Genomic DNA, 17998 nt, shown 5'->3' with positions numbered 1-17998 from the left:
GATATTGATTTTTAGACACGAACAGACTCTTTTAAAATACATTCGGCCATGTTATCTAAGGCTATCGACTGGGTGGCAATCCCTGCACTCGCAACGGCTTGTGGCATACCATAAACCACACAACTGGCTTCATCTTGCGCCCAAATGGTTGCGCCTACAGCTTTCAACATACGTGCGCCTTCTCTGCCATCCGCCCCCATGCCAGTTAATACAACAGCAAGCACATCACCACTAAAGGCTTTAGAAGCAGAAGCAAAGGTGATATCCACACAGGGCTTATAATTCATATCAGCACTGCCTGCGATAACTTTTAATCGGCCACTTGCTCCAGTACGTTCAACCATCATTTGCATACCACCTGGCGCTAAATATGCGCAACCCGGTTTAAGAAGATCGCCATTAGCGGCCTCTTTTACTTCAATCTTACATAAGCCATTTAAACGACTCGCAAATGCAGGGGTAAAAGCAGCAGGCATATGCTGGATTAATAGAATAGGATGCGGATAGTTTGCCGGAAACTGCGTGAGTATTTTTTGCAGCGCAACCGGACCACCAGTAGATGTACCGATCAGCAATAATTTATACTGTTTACCACTTGCACGAATCGTCGTTACCGTTGAGGTTCTAACAGGAGCAGCGACAGGCGTATGAGCCGATATACTCGTTGTACCTAAAACGCTACCTGTTGGACGCACGCTAGGTGTTGGCGCGACCACAGGACGTGCAATCGGACGAAACATTCTGCGTCGTCCCAATGCCTTAACTCTTTGTTGCAACAATAAAATGGCATCATCTTTGTTGGTCGCAATATCTTCAAAACGTTTAGGCAGAAAATCTAATGCACCAGCATCTAAAGCGTCTAACGTTGCTTTAGCGCCATCATGGGTTAAAGAAGAAAACATCAAGATCGGAGTCGGACACTTAGCCATGATCTCACGAACAGCAGTAATACCATCCATGACAGGCATCTCAATATCCATAGTGATAACTTGGGGATTAAGCTCAGCAGCCAACTTTACCGCTTCGGCCCCATTTGAGGCCGTCGCGATAACTTCCAGTTCAGGATCTTGATTGACTATTTCACTAACACGTCGTCTGAAAAAACTTGAGTCATCAACGACTAATACTTTAATGGCCATTCCATTCCTTAGCTTGGAAACTAATTCTTACTTTTCGCATAATGCTTTAGCAATCCAGGAACATCTAAGATCAGTGCAATACCACCATCCGATGTAATTGTCGCACCAGCCATCCCAGGTGTGCCATGTAACATAGCGCCAAGAGGTTTAATAACGACCTCTTCTTGTCCTATTAAAGCATCCACTACAAAACCAATTTGCATCATGCCTAATTGCACGATAACCACATGACCATGCTTTTTATCGCCATGTTTAAAGGTGGTTTTGTTTCTATGTAGCCAGTGTTCCAAATAGAACAAAGGTACGGCCTTATTACGCACTATGACAGTCAGTTGCCCATCAACAATATTGGTTTTTGTGAGATCGAGATGGAAAATCTCATTCACGCTAGATAGAGGTAATGCAAACACTTGTTTAGCGACATCGACCATTAAGGTTGGCATAATCGCCAGTGTTAACGGTACTTTAATCTCAAGTATCGTTCCCTTACCTTTCATGGAATCGATATGTACAGTGCCATTCAGCTGGGTGATACGAGTTTTTACCACGTCCATCCCAACACCACGGCCTGAAATATCTGAAATCTCAACTTTAGTTGAAAAACCTGGTGCAAAAATCAAATTATAGGCTTCGCTGTCTGTCATCCGCGAAGCAGAATCTTCATCGAGCACACCACGGTTTATGGCGATTTTTTTGAGTTTTTCAGGATCCATGCCTGCGCCATCGTCTTCGATTTTCAGCAGTATATGGTCGCCTTCCTGACTTGCAGATAAGGTAATCGTTCCCGTTCTTGGCTTACCACTGGCTTCACGCTCGTTTGGCATCTCTATACCATGGTCCACAGAGTTACGCACTAAGTGGACGAGTGGATCGGCAAGCGCTTCAACGAGGTTTTTATCTAAGTCAGTTTCTTCACCGACCATAATCAAATCAATTTCTTTGTTTAGTGTACGAGCAAGATCGCGTACCACCCGAGGGAAACGACCAAACACTTTCTTGATCGGTTGCATACGGGTTTTCATCACAGCGCCTTGCAAATCGGCAGTAACGAGATCTAAGTTCGCAAGAGCTTTCGACATCTCCTCATCATCACGGCTGATGCCTAAGCTCACCAATCGATTACGCACTAACACTAACTCACCCACCATATTCATGATCTGGTCGAGTCGTGCGGTATCTACACGTACTGTTGTTTCCCCCTGAGGCACATTCGCAGAGCTAGCCTTAGCAGGTGCTTTATCGACAACCGCAATTTCCACCTTAGGTTTTGCAGCAACGACTGGAGCAGGAGCTGGTACTGCGGCTTTAACTGGCGCAGGAGCATGTGGTGCAGCAGTAGGTGCCACGGTCGAAACGGGGGGCGTAGGCGCTTTTACTTCAGCTTTCGCAGGTGCTCCGCCTTTCCCATGGAGTTCATCGAGTAATCGCTCAAACTCATCATCGGTAATTTCATCAGCATCTACAATCGGTTGAGGCGCAGGTGTTGCCACAACCTTAGGCTTAACAGGCACTTCAGCCTCAGCTTTAAATTTACCTGAGCCATGAAGTTCATCCAGTAACGCCTCGAACTCATCATCAGTAATGTCATCACCTGATGTTGAAGGTGTTTTAATTGGTGCAGCAGGCTTGACAGCAACAGGCTCTGATACAAATGTGGTAGCAGCGACCGCAGGTCCCTTTCCTGAACCATGAAGCGCATCCAATAAAGCTTCAAATTCAGCATCATTGATATCATCGATACTTGAAGACGTATTTTCAATGGAAGATGAGTTATCACTTATGTCAGCAGGGATTTCTTGAAGGGGAGGAGTATCAATAATGACTTCAACAACTGGTTCTGGCTCTACAACCTTGGCAGAAGCGACTTCAGATGGCAAAGGCGCACCTGAACTGAGCATTTTAAGTCTCGCTAACAAACCTGAATCGGCGGGGTCTTGTTGCTCGCCCTGCTGGGTTTGCGCAAACATGGTATTAATTGCATCAACAGCCTGCAAAATAATATCCATCAACTCTGCGTTAACGCTACGCTTGCCTGTCCGCAATAAATCGAAGGTATTCTCAGCCTCATGACAAACATCAACCATGGGAGTTAAGCTAAGAAAGCCAGCACCACCTTTAACGGTATGAAAACCTCGGAAAATGGCGTTCAGCAAGTTAGTATCATCAGGATTATTTTCAAGCGCAACGAGTTGCTCTTGCAGAAGCTCTAAAATTTCACCGGCTTCGATTAAAAAGTCCTGGAGTATCTCTTCATCTACATCAAAGGCCATCAAATTGACTCCCAGTTAGAAACCCAGACTCGATAGAAGATCATCCACTTCGTCTTGACCCGTTACCACATCTTGACGAAGCTCGGCATTCATTATCGGGCCTTCTGCTTCAATATTATTTTTCTGAGCAATCTGACTTTCAATCATAGGTTGCTCACCAAATACCGTCAGCATAGAAACCAGATTACTTTCTACTTCCATTACTAGATCAATAACACGACGTATTATTTGTCCTGTTAAGTCTTGAAAATCTTGCGCCATCAAAATTTGATTAAGCAATTCACGTAATCGAGTCGAGTCATTTGCACTACGAGACATAAGGTCTTGTACATCGTGACAAAGGCCCTTAAATTCAGTCAGCGCTATCTCGCGTCGCATTAATCTGTCCCAAGATGGCATGACATTTTGAATATTTACGGTCACGGCATTAGCCAAAGGTAAACATTCTTCAACCGCATCCATGGTTTTATTTGCAGCTTGTTCGGTCATGTCAATAACGTAATTTAAACGTTGCTTGGCATCGGGGATCTCTGTATTGGCTAATTCAGCAAGACGATTATCAACTTGAAAATCCATCAGCGCACTATGAAGTTGCCGAGTTAATTTACCTACTTCTTCGAATAATTCTCGTTGCAGTGGAGCAGCAAGCTCCCGAAATAAATCATCTGCCTGACTTTGCTCACTTGCACTTAATAATTCAACTAAATGCTGAGCTTGCTCGAGCGTGATGAGCCCTGATGTTTGTGACTTCATAGCTCATCCTTGCTCAAGCGAGTCGTTCGAATATTTTATCTAACTTCTCTTTCAGCGTTGCAGCGGTAAAAGGCTTAACCACATAACCATTCACTCCCGCTTGAGCGGCAGCAATAATCTGTTCACGTTTTGCTTCAGCAGTCACCATTAATACGGGTAAATGCTTTAGCGAATCATCAGCGCGAATTGCTTTTAACAGATCGATTCCTTGCATACCAGGCATATTCCAATCTGTAACAACAAAATCAAAATCCCCCTTTTGCAACATCGGCAGGGCTGTTGAGCCATCGTCTGCTTCTTGGGTGTTATTAAACCCCAAGTCTCGCAACAAGTTCTTGATGATACGCCTCATTGTCGAAAAATCGTCAACAATGAGAATCTTCATATTCTTGTCCAAGGTTTCCTCCGGTGAGCTGACATTCTGTGCTCGATTAATAATTATACTTATGTCCAGTGCTTGAGTTTAGCTTTCAATCGCAACATTGCCTGACTTAATATCTGGCTAACCCGCGATTCACTGACTTCAAGAATGGCGCCAATCTCTTTTAAATTCAATGCTTCATCGTAGTACAGGGATAACACTAATGCATCTCTTTCAGGCAATAATTTAATTGCCTCAACCAGAGCAGAATGAAATTGGTTCTCAGCTAATGCTTCAAATGAATCATCATCGGACCGATCACTCACTGTAAGTATATCCTGAGATACGCCTAAATCTTCTATCCCTATGATTTTTCCGACAGAAACATCGTTAAGAATATGATGGTACTCATCGAGCGTCATATCAAGTTTTTCTGCAATTTCTGTGTCGCGTGCATCACGGCCCAGTTCTTGCTCTAACTCATCAATAGCGTGTGCAACCTTACGATTGTTACGATGAACGGAACGAGGGACCCAGTCGCCACGACGAATTTCATCTAACATGGCTCCACGTATGCGTATGCCGGCGAAGGTTTCAAATTTCGCACCTTTGCCACCATCAAACTTGGATGATGCTTCTAGTAACCCCATCATCCCAGCTTGGAGTAAATCATCTAACTGCACAGATGCAGGTAGTCTGGCGAGTAAATGATGCGCAATTCTTTTAACCAACGGAGCATACTGTTCAACGATCGACGATTTATTGTCTAAACAAGTATACGCAGCGGCTTTATTCACTCGTTTTTTCCTCTTGAAAATCTGGTCGTTGTACTAAACGCTCAACGAAAAACTCCAAATGCCCACCAGGTTGCTGCGGCACAGGCCAGCTCAAAATTTTATTTGCCAATCCTTGATACGCAATCGCCGCTGGTGATTTAGGATAAGCTTCAACCACCAATTTTTGTTTACGAACTGATTTACGTAAGTTTTCGTCAAATGGAATCGTGGCGACTAATTCAAGTGCAACATCTAAAAATCTGTCGGTCACTTTACTGAGTTTAGCAAATAATTCCATACCTTCGCGTAAACTACGCACCATATTGGCAACTATTTTAAAACGGAACACGCCATGCTCACGGCTGAGAATTTTAATCAGGGCGTAGGCATCGGTAATAGAAGTAGGTTCATCACAAACAACGACTAGCACATCCTGCGAAGCACGTGAGAAACTGAGCACCATATCTGAGATCCCAGCCGCTGTATCTACGACTAGAATATCAAACTGAGTCCGCATCTCGCTAAATGCTCGGATTAATCCAGCATGTTGTGCAGGGCTTAATTCCACCATCCCCTGTGTTCCTGAGGTGGCTGGTACTATGCCGATCCCCTTTGGACCACGCACGATAATATCGTCAAGCTCTGCATCACCAGAGAGAACATGAGAGAGGTTACGCTCGGCACGAATACCCAGCATGACGTCGACGTTTGCTAAGCCAAGGTCAGCGTCAAGTACCAAGACACGCTTGCCTTTTTCGGCTAATGCCACAGCAGTATTAATAGAAACGCTGGTTTTACCCACGCCTCCTTTGCCACCAGTGACCGCGATTACTTTCACTTTTTCGTTATAGGGTTGATTCATCATACGTAAACCACTTGCTTGATCCAGGGTCATAAATCTACTCAAATGCACAGGCCATATTATCTGACCACGCTGTGTCTTGTAATGATTGTTGTTCTGTACTATCTAACGCTGCGAGTGCCTGCTGGGCTAAATCTAGGGTATCCGCAACTTTCATATCTTCAGGAACTCTTTGTCCATCAGTAATATAACTTAATGGTAATCCGTTTTGGATCAACACACTTAATGCCCCTGCTAACGACACAGATTCATCGAGTTTTGTGAGAACGACACCAGATAGGGGAATGCGTTTAAAATGATTGACTGCATCTTGCAGCACACGGCGCTGCCCTGTCGCAGACAGTACCAGATAACTGCGGATAGGTATCCTGCTATTTGCAGTTAAATTATCAAGTTGCTGGTAAAGGCGCATATCTCGCTGTCCCATGCCAGCCGTATCTATCAATACTAGCTTGCGATTCCTAAACTGATAGAGAATTTGCTCTAATTCATTTAGATCATGAGCTTGCTTTACTGGGCAGCCCATTATTTTGCCATAAGTTGCTAATTGCTCATAGGCTCCGATGCGATAATGATCTGTGGTAATTAAAGCAACATGTTCAGCACCATGATGTGCCGCAAAACGGGCAGCAAGTTTAGCTAATGACGTTGTTTTACCAACCCCAGTAGGACCAACTAATGCAACCACCCCGCCCTGCTTAACAATGTCATCGCCCTGATTATCAAGCATATTAGCGAGACTTTGTGGCAATGCTCTGACTAATTCAGCCGGCGTATAATGCTGGCTCAGCGCGGCTAATTTATTCGCAACCGCAGGGGAGAATTCAGCCTCAAGTAATTTGGCTTCGAGCATAGCACCGACGGGATCGATGCGTTTTTTATGTTCCGTCATCAAGGAGGATACTTGATGTGTCAGTAAATTACGCAGTGATGCTAATTCATCACGCATAGCTTCAATATCAGCACTTTGTTTTAGTGATGTTTGTGGCTTTTTATCAAACGAGGAAGGTGCTTCACGACGTTCTGGTTTCACAGCAGTAGGGGCTTGTAAGCCCTTAGCCCATGCTGGTAACTCGGCATCAACTTGCTGATGTGACATTTGTTGATTCAAACGGCTTTGCTGCTTCTCAAGTAAGGCTTGTAATGAGTCTGCAGGTGCGGCTGGCTTAGCGCGAGTTTCTACACGGACTGGCTGCTTAGCACCTAGGGACACGAGATCGTCGCTCACGTCCATAAAGGTCGGTGCTGGCGCAGTGGCTGCAGTTTTTGCTTTAGGTTCGTCATAGTCAACGGCAGCGACAATTTCGATGCCACCGTTCACTTTTTTATTTGACATAATGACGGCATCTGAGCCGAGTGTTTCTTTCACTTGGGCCAGTGCGGCGCGCATGTCTTTGGCAAAAAATCGTTTAATCTTCACTTATGCGTCCTCTACTGGCCGACTGCAGATACGATACGTATTTGCTTCTCATCAGGTATTTCTTGATATGAAATGACTCTGAGATTAGGAATAGTATGTTTAACAAAGCGTGACAGCGTCGCGCGTAACATACCTGACGTCAACAATATGGCGGGTTGTCCGACCATTTCTTGCTTTTGAGCCGCATCGGCAAGGGACTGCTGCATGCGTTCTGCAAGACCGGGTTCAATATTAGGACCATCACCACCGGTTGCTTGCATTGACTGATGCAACATCTGTTCCAACTCTGGCGCCAAAGTAATGACGGGGATTTCGAGCTCTGGGCCTGAGATTTCCTGAACTATCATACGTTTCAAAGCGATACGTACAGCGGCTGTCAAGACTTCAGTGTCATTGCTCTTAGTGCCATATTCTAACAAAGTTTGCACTATAGTACGCAAGTCTCTAACTGAAACCCCTTCATTTAATAGGTTCTGCATCACTTTTACGACATGTCCTAGTGGCATGATATCTGGAATAAAGCCATCAACCAGCTTAGGTGAGTGTTTCGCAAGCATATCCATCAGTTGTTGCACTTCTTCGTAGCCTAACAACTTAGCGGCATTATTTGTGAGTAATTGACTAATATGAGTTGCAACAACAGTGGCGGCATCGACGACGGTATAACCTAATGTTTGTGCGTGCTCACGTAACTCAGGAGCGATCCATACCGCTTCTAGGCCAAAGGCGGGATCGCGCGTTTCGATACCATCGAGTTTGCCATAGACTTGACCAGGGTTGATCGCCAATTCGCAATCATGACGAATATCTGCCTCTCCGACGACGACGCCCATTAATGAAATGCGATACGCATTAGGCGATAAATCTAAGTTATCGCGAATATGCACCGCGGGCACTAAGAAGCCTAATTCCTGAGACAACTTTTTACGCACGCCTTTAATGCGGCTTAGTAACTCGCCACCTTGGCCCTTGTCAACCAGAGGGATCAAACGATATCCGACCTCAAGACCAATAGTATCAACATGATGTACATCGTCCCAACCTAGCTCTTTAGGCTCTTTATCTTGTCTTTCTATTGGACCCGATTTAACTTGTTCTAGCGCTTTAAGACGTTTGTTTTCATTTCGTTTATAAACAAAATAAGCCGCACCAGCAGTCATAAAGGCAAAGCTTAAAAACGCCATGTGTGGCATACCAGGAACAATACCCATGACAAACAGGACTCCGGCGGCGATACCCAATGACTTATGACTGTCAAACATCTGACTCATCATCATTTGGCCCATATCACCTGACTCGTTTTGACGAGTCACCATCAAGGCTGCGGCGATTGACAATAATAGACCAGGGATCTGCGCTACTAAACCATCACCGATAGTCAGTAAGGTATAAATTTCAACCGCTTCAGAGAAACTTAAGCCATGCTGCACAATCCCTATGATGAAACCACCTACGATATTGATTACTAAGATCATGATACCGGCAATCGCATCCCCTTTAACGAATTTGGACGCACCGTCCATCGCACCATAGAAATCGGCTTCACGGGTAACTTCGGCACGGCGTATTCTCGCTTGGTCTTGATTTAAGGTTCCAGCATTTAAGTCAGCATCAATTGCCATTTGCTTACCAGGCATAGCATCCAAGGTAAAGCGGGCACTGACTTCTGCGATACGACCAGCACCTTTAGTAACTACCGCAAAGTTGATGATAATCAAAATGATAAATACCACTAGACCAACGGCATAGTTACCACCGATCACCACAGAACCGAAGGCTTCAATCACCTTACCCGCGGCATCACCGCCATTATGACCCTCAAGTAAAACCACACGAGTAGAGGCAACGTTGAGCGCAAGACGTAATAATGTCGCCACCAGTAACACAGTTGGGAAGGCAGCAAAATCTAAGGGTCTATCGGTATAAATAGCCACCAGCAATACGATGAGAGCTAACGCAATGTTGAATGAAAAGAGTATGTCTAATAGAAATGGAGGGATAGGTAAAACAATCATGGCCAATGCAGCAAGCACAACCACAGGCGTGCCAATGCCTTTAAAAGTGCTGAGCCTAATTTGTTTTACTTGACCAAGAGTCGCTTTAACATCCATTCGCTATAACCTAAACTTTGACGTGTAATAGCATAAAGCAAAAAACGCGCCAACAAGATTAAAGCCATTAATGAAGGAAAGATATGTACTGTGACTGATTGATATACATAAAATTAGCCATAAAAAACAAATGAACTCGACATCATCAGCTTTACCAATGACTACCATCTGAGACTAGTGGTTCAATATTTCAATTCATCTGGTATAGGTTGATTAAGTGGGACAGGAATAGGTTTACGACCGCGTCCTTTTTGATATTGGCGCAGCTGGAATACATAAGCCAAAATCTGTGCGACAGCAGTAAACAAACCTTCAGGGATCTGCTGGTCTAACTTAGTCGTATGGTAAATCGCCCTTGCAAGTGGTGGGGCCGAGACAATCGCAATATTGTGCGCGCGGGCAATCTCACGTATTTTAAAGGCCACATCATCAACACCTTTCGCTATCACAAAAGGAGCCGCAGAGCGCTGCACATCGTATTTAATCGCAACGGCAAAATGCTCAGGGTTAACGACAATCACATCGGCATTTGGCACTTCAGCCATCATACGCCTTTGTGCTAGTTCACGTTGCATCTGCCGTATATGCCCTTTCACCTCAGGTTTACCCTCAGTGTCTTTATATTCATCTTTTACTTCTTGTTTGGTCATCTTAAGTTGCTTGTTGTGATTCCAAATTTGGAACGGCACATCGATGACGACAATAAACAAAATCGAGGAACATAACAGGATAAACATCCAAACCAACAAATCTAATGCATGGTAAACATTACCTGGAAGATGGTCGCTAGACAGCAACATGATGTCATTGAAATAGAAGCTTAATAAAAAATAAGCAGAAAACGCTACTACCGAAAATTTTGCAATGCCTTTGGTAAGTTCAACCAGAGCCTGTACGCCAAACATACGTTTAAAACCAGCAAGGGGACTCATTTTACTGGCTTTTGGCATCATAGCTTGGGTCGAAAAATTGATCCCACCAAGAGAGACGTTACCGATAAACGCAACCACCACAATCAGTAGCATAATTTTAGCCATGGGCCAGGCTATTTCACTCGCAACAACACCCCACACTTTGAACATTTCATTAGTATCAAAAATTTGCGCCCTATCCATGGTAAATACAATTTCAAACACCCGAGTTAGGCTAATGGCCAAACTTGGGCCTAGCATATAAAACCCACATGCTGCCGAAATTAATACCGCTGCAGTTCCAAGTTCTTTCGAACGTGCAATCTGTCCTTTTGTTCGCGCCTGTTCTAGACGCCTCCCCGTGGGTTCCTCTGTACGTTCATCACTTGATTCCTCAGCCATGGGCTTCTCCTAATCCCATCATATCAAGCCATCAGCGTTACATTGGAGCGCTAACATATCGCAAAGCAGCACTTGAGCCGTCGACCATACTTCATCGAAGTGTGCCATTACCGGTGTTAGGGTTAACCACAGAATAAACAGTCCACCAATCATAGTGATCGGAAAACCAATAGAGAAAATATTCAATTGCGGTGCGGCTCGGGTCATGACCCCGAAGGACAAGTTGACTAATAACAAGGCGATAATCGCAGATATCGACATAGTGAGTGCCGCACCAAACATATACGACCCCCAATCCGCCAGCGATCGATAACTTGTCAGTGTTAAGCCTTGATTAGAAATCGGCAAAGTTTCAAAGCTTGCCACTAGCATACGGATCATCAAAAGATGGCCGTCCACAGCTAAGAAAATCAATGTCGCCAATAAAAGAAAAAAGTTACCAATAACGGGTGTTTGTTGGCCAGAACCAGGGTCAACCATAGAGGCAAAGCCTAAACTGGTCTGCATACCAATGATCTGTCCAGTGAGCACAAAGACTTGCATCACCATTTGAGTCACAAACCCCATGGCAACACCGATAATAATTTGCTGCGCCGTGATGAATACTGCGCTTAACGAAAATAAATCCACATTTTGAGTTGGAGGAAGAACGGGTGCTATCGCAAAGGTAATTGCCATCGCCAATAATAAGCGAACTCGTGTTGGTGTCGTTGCCGCCCCAAATACTACCATGACCATCAACATGCTCGCGACGCGAAACAATGGCCAAATATAAGCGGCAATGGTTTGCATTAAGGTATCGAGCAGCAGCTCCATCGCGTTAGCCTATCACTTGAGGAATGCGATTCACCATCTCGATGAAAAAGTCCATCAGGGTTTCAACTAACCAATGTCCCATAAACATTAGGCCAAAAAGTGTCACTAACAAACGCGGAAGGAAACTTAAGGTCTGCTCGTTAATAGAAGTCGCCGCTTGAAACACAGCAACGATTAACCCAATTCCCAGCCCAGGCAACACAATAGCAGACACCATCATAACGATAACAGCGAGAGCTTCACGAAAAATATCAATTAGCGCCTCAGGACTCATGTGTTTACTCTCCCTTGGCTATCCGAAACTATTCGCTAATGTCCCGAGGACTAAGCTCCAACCATCTACGAGCACAAACAACATGATCTTAAACGGTAGCGACACTATCATGGGAGATAACATCATCATACCCATAGCCATCAAGATACTCGCCACCACTAAATCGAGTACTAAAAAAGGCACAAATAGCATAAAGCCAATCTGAAATGCGGTTTTTAACTCACTGGTAATGAAAGCGGGCACTAACACACTCATGGGTGCTTCTTCGGGAGACTTAATATCCTTATAGCCAGAAATCTCAATAAAGGTCTTTAAATCCGTCGTTCTTACTTGGCCCAACATAAAGCCTCTCAGCGGCTCTTTCCCTTTATCAAACGCTTGCTGCAAGGTTAATTGCTCATCGATATAAGGCTTCACCCCTTCATCATAAATCCGGTCGAATACCGGTGCCATGATAAAAAAAGTCATGAACAAACTCATGCCAATTAAGACTTGATTAGATGGAGTCTGTTGTAATCCAATGGCTTGGCGTAATATCGACAGGACAATGATAATCCGCGTGAAAGAGGTCAACATGATGAGCATCGCAGGTAAAAAACTCAGCGATGTCATCAACAGTAAAATCTGCATTGTGACCGAATATTCCGTTGAGCCGTCTGGCGCCGTTGTTACTGTTACAGCTGGTAAGACGCCATCTGCGGCCCATGCTGACGGCATCAATAACAGCATAACTAACCCAACTAACGCGAGGATACGTGTTGTCATTGTTTTAATTTCGCCTGGCGTAATCGACTCGCAAACGAATCAGCTTCTAGATGGATAGGTTCAGCTAACTTATCAATCAAACTCACCTGCTGCGAGCTAACCCCAAGCAAATATTGCTGTTCGCCCACCTGAACCAAGACTAAACGCTCTTTTTGACCGAGGGAAGTCACAGCAATGGTCTTTAGTACGCCATTGGTCGTGGGGACTAAATTAAACCTTCTCAGTAAATAAGCTAACGCGAAAATTAATAATAAAACCAGAATCAAGCCACCTAACATACTTGCTAAGGTCGCAACTTGAGAAGGTTCTGCCATTTTTGTAGCAGCAGGCGCTATTGAAGCAATATTCGCTGCGCCTTCCCCACCGAGGCTATCTGCGCTCGCTTGAACCGCTACCACTAAACTCTGTATTACCGATGTGCTCATTTAAAGTTCCAACGACTTTTACATCTCGTATTATTTAAGCTTTTTAATTCGCTCAGTTTGACTGATCACATCCGTTAAGCGAATACCGAATTTATCGTTTACCACCACCACTTCACCGTGAGCGATAAGCGTGCCATTGACCATCACATCTAACGGTTCACCTGCGACTCTATCTAACTCAACCACAGAACCTTGGTTAAGTTGTAATAAGTTTCGAATACTAATATAGCTACGGCCCACTTCCATCGAAATGGTGACAGGAATATCTAAAATTGTATCTAACTTAGCCGCTTCAGCCTTAGAAATAGGTCTTGAATCATCAACCAGCTCATCGAGTTCAATTGCGTTGGCTTCTTCTAACGCTTGTTCTGCCATTGCTGCAGCCCAATCATCCGTATCGTCTGTGCTCATCTTACTTCACCTTATAATTCTGATATATCACGAGATTTACCCTTACGTGTCACCAATTGCAGCTCAGATTTAACTGTCTCTGGCCGAGGGATTTTCTCACATATTTTAAGCGCTAGGTTATCTCTAGAACGGCCCATTTTACAACGATATGTCGGTAAATCCTCGATTTTCATCATGATAAACTCGGGTAACTCAATCGGAATAATATCGCCCGCTTTAAAATTCATGACCTCTTTGAGCGTTAATTCATGTTCAACAATATTGGCATCGAACCCAACCTTCACATCCATGATTTCATCGTGCAATGCCTGTGACCAACGCATATCAGTATCTTGCTTGTCACTTTGCACACCCGCATCGAGTAACTCTCGGATAGGTTCAATCATGGAGTAAGGCATAGTGATATGAAAATCACCACCGCCTCCATCGACTTCAATATGGAATGAATTAATCACCACAACTTCGGTAGGACTAACAATGTTCGCCATGGCGGGATTGACTTCAGAGTCCAAATAATCAAACTCAACATCCATTACGGGCGCCCAAGCATCTTTATAATCTTCAAATATAATCTTAAGCAGTAACTGCACGATTCGTCTTTCTGTCGGCGTAAATTCTCGCCCTTCAATCTTGGCATGGAAACGCCCATCGCCACCAAAGAAGTTATCCACTAGGATAAATACCAGTCGCGCTTCCATGGTGATCAATGCTGTGCCTTTGAGTGGGCTAAAACGCACCATATTCAAGCTAGTTGGAACAAAAAGCGTATGTACGTACTCACCAAACTTGAGCATCTGTACACCGTTGATCGACACTTCGGCCGCTCGGCGCATCATATTAAACATGCTGATGCGCAAATGGCGCGCAAAACGCTCATTCACGATTTCCAGCGTCGGCATACGCCCACGAACTATTCGATCTTGGGAAGAGAAATCGTAGGAACGGGCATCTTCTCCAACAGCGTCAATTTCGTCATCATCAACGTCATCAACCCCGTGCAATAGCGCATCAATTTCGTCTTGGCTTAATAAATCACTCACTATATTGCCTTCGCCTCTTTTGGTGCTGAAGTTAAAGGATTATTGCATTACAAAACCGGTAAATAGTACTTTCTCGACAACCTTACGCCCAGTTACTGACTGTAGAGTATTTTGCACACTCAAAAGTGCTAACTGCCGTAACTCATCTTTCCCCGCTTGCGTGCTGAGCTTTTGCACATCTGCACCACTAAAGGTCGTTAAAAGCGCATCTTCAATCAGCGGAATATGTTTTTGTGTTAGCACATCATCATCGGTACCACGCACCATCAGCTGCACTTTAATCTCAACTAAACGAGCCCTATCAGGCCCAGGTAAGTTGAATAAGAAAGGACGCGGCATAGGCACGTATGATGCGGTAGCTACTTCTCCTGATGCTGGTACTTCAGCCTGAACAGCACTATCTGCTGCTACGGCGGGAACCTCTTCGGTACTGCTTCCTATAAAGAACCAGACGCCGCCACCGATTAACAGCGCGACTAAAACGCCTACACCAGCAAAAATAAATAGTTTCTTCTTACTCTTAGGCTCTTCAGTACTTTCAAGTTCTAACGATTCTTCCTTAGCCATCACTATTCTCTTTAATTTAGGCGGAAACTCATTACAGTTTTATTTGAAACGTAATTATGTCAGTCATTGCTATAGGTTACCTGCTTAAGCGTAATAATCTATACCTGAAGTTACACTAATCGCTTGATTTAAACCTAAATGTAACTCTTCTGCCGAGATTTCATCCATATCAGCCGCATTTGAACTGCCGCCATCACCGAAACTACCTTCCCGACGCTCACCTTGATCGCCTTGAGAAACATGGCTGTCAGCCAACTGCATCCCTTGCTCTTGCAATAACTCACGTAATCTTGGCATAGCTTGTTCAACCAGATCACGCGTTTGCGGCTGAGTAACATGGAACTGTACTTGGGTTTGGTCGCCATGCACTTGGATCTTTACCAACATATGCCCAAGCTCAGGGGGATCGAGCCGGATTTCCGCATGTTGGATGCCTTGACTCACCATAGTAATCAATTGCTGCTTCATCACAGGTGAAAATCGTTGGATCATCTCCTGCATTTGGTTTTGCTGTTCTACTCCTTGACGCAATGACAGCTGAACTTGCATGGTTTCTTGGCGATTTAATTGTGACATCGAGAGTGTCTGTATGGATGATGTCGACTTAAGTTCTGAGAAAGTATTACTATCATCCATAAAACTTTCGTCTCTGGGAATATCCATTGCAACCGTCAATTTAGCATCTTTCAGTAATAGGTTAGCAGCCAAATCGGAATTGGGAATCCCATCAAGATCACTTTCTGTTACAGATGTTGTATCTAATGGTTCAGATGAAATTGAAAAGCCTAAGGTATTCAGGTCGAAAGTATTTCCCGAGGTCGCGATATTAGCCGTATTGAGACTATTCACTTTAGAGCTACTAGTCGTTGCTTTTGCCGCAGTGTTGGTTGCCGACTTTATCGTTGCACTGTTCGCTAAGCCCGCTTGATTAATCACAGCATTTAGTGTGACCTCATTCTCAACTAAAGACTCATCTATACTCACCCCGACTTCAGTGGCAGAGACAAGCTCAGTGTCTTCTAAAGGTAATTCTGAAGCGTCATCGGTCAAATTTGGATCAATCACAGCATCACTATCCGCTGACACTTCAAGTATATTTGGGTCTATGGGGAGAATTTGTACGAGTGACTTATCAGTCAAAGATGATGGTTTCACATCATCTGCGATTAAAATTGCTGCCATATCTGGGCTAGTAGAAACTAACTTTTGTAATTCAGCAGAAAAACCCGCTTCATCTATATCTGATGCCAGTTCAATCTCAGCAAAAACAGTAGAAACAGTAGAAACAGTAGAAACAGTAGAAACAGTAAATGCCAATGCTGAATCAGCAGAAACAGTAGTTGCCAATGTTGAATTATCAGGAACAGTAGGTGCCAATGGTGAATCAGCAGAAATAGTAGAGGCCAATGCTGAATCGGCAGAAACAGTAGAGGCCAATGCTGAATCGGCAGAAACAGTAGAGGCCAATGCTGAAACAGTAGAAACAGTAGAAACAGTAGAAACAGTAGAAACAGTAGATGCCAATGCTAAATCAGCAGAAATAGTAGATGCCAATGTTGAATTATCAGAAACAGTAGATGCCAATGCTGAGCCGGTTAATAAAGCTGATGAAGTATCAATATTTTCTTCACCAGTTATATCTTCTTCAGCATTTAAAAATGCTAGCGGCAAACTATCTCCATCTGATGCCGTTTTCTTCATATCATTTGCCATGCTAATTTGGGCAAAAATGAGATTTACGTCGGCGTCATCAGTTGATATATCGTCATCTTTTACTTTATCAGCAGAGGTAACCTGCACAGTATCATCAGTGTTAGCAATGGTTTTTTTAGACGCAGAAATAGAAAATGAGCTAGCGGTGACTGACGCAAGTGTAGATGAAAAGTCTTCATTATTAGACTCTTGGGAAGATGTCTTAGCGGAATTGGCCGCAGAGTTGCCTGTTTTACTTAACAGGATATTGGTCATTTGTTGCATAAGTGCTCCCAAACATCACCCAGCAAAAAAAGAAAATGGCTAGGTAGAAACGTCAATTAAACACTGCGGTTGCAGGGTCATGGACTAAACCAAAGCAAATAAGATGCCAAAACATAAGGTTTTACGACAGCATATCGAAAAGAATTAACTCTGGGAGGTGTCAAATTGATGCTTATGCCATCAATACAAAAAAACTAAAGAGCCTATCCGGCTAGCGAGCAGTAAATATGCCTATCATTTCACTAACGTTGATGACGGCGATAAAATTGCTGGGAAGCAAATTCATCGGTCATTTTTTGCTCCCTTTTTTGTTCAACCACTTGACGCTTCTTCTCTTTACTGGCTAAGAGTAATTCTACTGCCTTACGTTTTTTTTGCTTTTCCAACCAATGTTGTTGTCGATATTCTTTTTGCTTTTCACCGTCGGCTACGACGCGATTTTGCTGGATAATTGCGTCATCGATCTGACGAATAAAACGGTGAAACTGGTGATAGTGACTAGCACTGATGGCTTGACCTTGCTGGGATTGCATTTGCTTCATGTATTCTAAGCGATAGTTATTCAGAGCACTGAGTTGATTCAACCGTTTTTGACACTCTAACTGCGCCGATTTGAACAATAAAGCCGCTTGTTCTTCGGCATCATTGGCAAGCTTTAACACTAACAACAAGGGATCGGCGTTAGCCATACTAGACCTCGATTAATTCGATGACGCCA

The 17998-nt window shown here is 44.0% G+C and carries 18 protein-coding genes; all 18 read right to left on the bottom strand.

The features are described 5' to 3' along the window. Positions 1-11: 11 nt before the first annotated feature. Positions 12-1139 carry a chemotaxis response regulator protein-glutamate methylesterase gene (locus CKQ84_RS15550; protein ID WP_105251947.1) on the bottom strand — a complete coding sequence of 376 codons (1128 nt, stop codon included), beginning with the start codon at positions 1137-1139 and terminating at the stop codon, positions 12-14. Between the two features lie 20 nt (positions 1140-1159). Next, positions 1160-3409: a chemotaxis protein CheA gene (locus CKQ84_RS15545; RefSeq protein ID WP_105251946.1), complete on the bottom strand. Its 2250-nt coding sequence runs from the start codon at positions 3407-3409 to the stop codon at positions 1160-1162. A 15-nt stretch (positions 3410-3424) separates the two neighbouring features. Next, entirely contained in the window at positions 3425-4162 is a 738-nt protein-coding gene (locus CKQ84_RS15540) for a protein phosphatase CheZ (protein ID WP_105251945.1), read from the bottom strand. 13 nt (positions 4163-4175) lie between these two features. Continuing rightward, entirely contained in the window at positions 4176-4559 is a 384-nt protein-coding gene (cheY, locus tag CKQ84_RS15535; protein WP_007649667.1) for a chemotaxis response regulator CheY, read from the bottom strand. A gap of 47 nt (positions 4560-4606) precedes the next feature. Next, positions 4607-5320 (bottom strand): RNA polymerase sigma factor FliA, encoded by a 714-nt coding sequence (locus tag CKQ84_RS15530; protein ID WP_028761175.1) that lies wholly within the window; start codon positions 5318-5320, stop codon positions 4607-4609. Further along, entirely contained in the window at positions 5313-6194 is an 882-nt protein-coding gene (locus CKQ84_RS15525) for a MinD/ParA family protein (protein ID WP_006082389.1), read from the bottom strand. The genes CKQ84_RS15530 and CKQ84_RS15525 overlap by 8 nt, the downstream gene beginning before the upstream one ends. A 4-nt stretch (positions 6195-6198) precedes the next feature. Then, positions 6199-7581 carry a flagellar biosynthesis protein FlhF gene (gene flhF / locus CKQ84_RS15520; RefSeq protein ID WP_028761176.1) on the bottom strand — a complete coding sequence of 461 codons (1383 nt, stop codon included), beginning with the start codon at positions 7579-7581 and terminating at the stop codon, positions 6199-6201. An 11-nt stretch (positions 7582-7592) separates the two neighbouring features. Further along, a complete protein-coding gene (gene flhA, locus CKQ84_RS15515; protein ID WP_028761177.1) occupies positions 7593-9692 on the bottom strand; it encodes a flagellar biosynthesis protein FlhA in 2100 nt (699 codons plus the stop codon). 182 nt (positions 9693-9874) lie between these two features. Then, positions 9875-11005: a flagellar biosynthesis protein FlhB gene (gene flhB, locus CKQ84_RS15510; protein ID WP_028761178.1), complete on the bottom strand. Its 1131-nt coding sequence runs from the start codon at positions 11003-11005 to the stop codon at positions 9875-9877. An 18-nt stretch (positions 11006-11023) separates the two neighbouring features. Next, a complete protein-coding gene (gene fliR / locus CKQ84_RS15505; protein WP_028761179.1) occupies positions 11024-11821 on the bottom strand; it encodes a flagellar biosynthetic protein FliR in 798 nt (265 codons plus the stop codon). A gap of 4 nt (positions 11822-11825) precedes the next feature. Beyond that, positions 11826-12095: a flagellar biosynthesis protein FliQ gene (fliQ, locus tag CKQ84_RS15500; protein ID WP_012587225.1), complete on the bottom strand. Its 270-nt coding sequence runs from the start codon at positions 12093-12095 to the stop codon at positions 11826-11828. A gap of 18 nt (positions 12096-12113) precedes the next feature. After that, entirely contained in the window at positions 12114-12860 is a 747-nt protein-coding gene (fliP, locus tag CKQ84_RS15495) for a flagellar type III secretion system pore protein FliP (RefSeq protein ID WP_028761180.1), read from the bottom strand. Continuing rightward, the gene (gene fliO, locus CKQ84_RS15490) at positions 12857-13285 is read right to left on the bottom strand and encodes a flagellar biosynthetic protein FliO (RefSeq protein ID WP_105251944.1); all 429 of its coding nucleotides are present in this window, start codon (positions 13283-13285) and stop codon (positions 12857-12859) included. Before fliO ends, fliP begins: the two co-directional genes overlap by 4 nt. Before the next feature lie 30 nt (positions 13286-13315). Then, positions 13316-13696 (bottom strand): flagellar motor switch protein FliN, encoded by a 381-nt coding sequence (gene fliN / locus CKQ84_RS15485; RefSeq protein WP_028761182.1) that lies wholly within the window; start codon positions 13694-13696, stop codon positions 13316-13318. An 11-nt stretch (positions 13697-13707) separates the two neighbouring features. Continuing rightward, entirely contained in the window at positions 13708-14736 is a 1029-nt protein-coding gene (fliM, locus tag CKQ84_RS15480; RefSeq protein ID WP_105251943.1) for a flagellar motor switch protein FliM, read from the bottom strand. Positions 14737-14775: 39 nt separating this feature from the next. After that, positions 14776-15303: a flagellar basal body-associated protein FliL gene (gene fliL / locus CKQ84_RS15475; protein WP_105251942.1), complete on the bottom strand. Its 528-nt coding sequence runs from the start codon at positions 15301-15303 to the stop codon at positions 14776-14778. An 84-nt stretch (positions 15304-15387) separates the two neighbouring features. Further along, positions 15388-17280 (bottom strand): flagellar hook-length control protein FliK, encoded by a 1893-nt coding sequence (locus tag CKQ84_RS15470; protein WP_105251941.1) that lies wholly within the window; start codon positions 17278-17280, stop codon positions 15388-15390. A 242-nt stretch (positions 17281-17522) separates the two neighbouring features. Then, on the bottom strand, positions 17523-17969 hold the full coding sequence (gene fliJ, locus CKQ84_RS15465; protein ID WP_105251940.1) for a flagellar export protein FliJ: 447 nt from the start codon (positions 17967-17969) through the stop codon (positions 17523-17525). Between the last annotated feature and the right edge of the window lie 29 nt (positions 17970-17998).

Origin of the sequence: Shewanella sp. WE21, assembly GCF_002966515.1 — a bacterium.
GTDB classification, from domain to species: Bacteria; Pseudomonadota; Gammaproteobacteria; order Enterobacterales; family Shewanellaceae; genus Shewanella; species Shewanella oncorhynchi.
This window is presented reverse-complemented; position numbering and strand designations above follow the sequence as displayed.